Annotated in this window: 1 protein-coding gene; it reads left to right on the top strand. The window is 66.1% G+C overall.

Annotation, left to right across the window (positions count from 1 at the left end; translation table 11 throughout):
* The first annotated feature begins 68 nt into the window (after positions 1-68).
* The gene (locus tag APM_RS12920) at positions 69-1,073 is read left to right on the top strand and encodes a TRAP transporter substrate-binding protein (RefSeq protein ID WP_007423815.1); all 1,005 of its coding nucleotides are present in this window, start codon (positions 69-71) and stop codon (positions 1,071-1,073) included.
* Positions 1,074-1,116: the final 43 nt, after the last annotated feature.

Raw genomic sequence — 1,116 nt, forward strand, 5'->3', positions numbered from 1 at the left:
TTCATTTCCGTTGCAAACGATCGCGTTTAATTTACAACCGGCGCAGCAAAACGGGAGGAAACCTGACCATGACCATCACGCGACGCCAGCTCGGGCTTTCGGCGGCCGCCCTGCCCCTGTTCACCATCGGCGGCCGCGCCGAGGCGGCGGTGCTGCGCTACCGGCTGGCCACCAACCTGCCGGCGACCCATCCGCTCAACGTCCGCCTCTCCGAGGCGATCCGCAACATCGAGCACCGCAGCGGCGGCCAGCTGCGCATCATGCTGTTCCCGAACAGCGCGCTCGGCTCGGATACCGAAACGCTCAGCCAGCTGCGCAGCGGTGCCGTGCAGTTCTTCACCCTCTCCGGCCTGATCCTGTCGACCCTGGTGCCCGACGCGGCGATTTCCGGCGTCGGCTTCGCCTTCAAGGACTACCATCAGGTCTGGTCGGCGATGGACGGCAAGCTCGGCGCCCATATCCGCGGCCGCATCGCCGCGCATGGCCTCACCGCCTTCGACCGGATCTTTGACAACGGCTTCCGCCAGACCACCACCGGCACCCACCCGATCATGCAGCCGGCCGATTTCAAGGGGCTCAAGATCCGCGTGCCGGTCGCCGCGCTCTGGACCTCGCTGTTCAAGGATTTCGGCGCGGTGCCGACCTCGATCAATTTCAACGAGGTCTACTCCGCCCTGCAGACCCATCTCGTCGACGCGCAGGAAAACCCGCTCGCGGTGATCGAGACGGCGAAGCTCTACGAGGTGCAGAAATACTGCTCGATGACCAACCACATGTGGGACGGGTTCTGGTTCCTCGCCAACCCGAAGGCGTTCGAGAAGCTGCCGCCGAAGCTGCGCGCCATCGTCGAGGACGAGATCAACGGCGCCGCGGTGAAGGAGCGCGCCGATGTCGCGAAGCTCAACGATTCCCTGCGCGGCAAGCTCTCAGGCCAGGGCCTGAAGTTCAACGACACGAATGCCGCCCCCTTCCGCGCCGCCCTGCAGAAGGCCGGCTTCTATGCCGAGTGGAAGAAGCGCTTCGGCGACGAGGCGTGGAGCACGCTGGAAGCCGCGGTCGGCAAGCTCGCCTGACGACCGCCTTGCGATGACGCCGCTCCGCCCCGGCGCGCTCGCC

The sequence above is a fragment of the Acidiphilium sp. PM genome (genome assembly GCF_000219295.1).
Classification (GTDB): Bacteria; Pseudomonadota; Alphaproteobacteria; order Acetobacterales; family Acetobacteraceae; genus Acidiphilium; species Acidiphilium multivorum.

Bases quoted from the DNA above. Each gene is read 5' to 3' on its own strand.
- APM_RS12920 (WP_007423815.1), top strand. From the start codon at position 69: ATGACCATCACGCGACGCCAGCTCGGGCTTTCGGCGGCCGCCCTGCCC.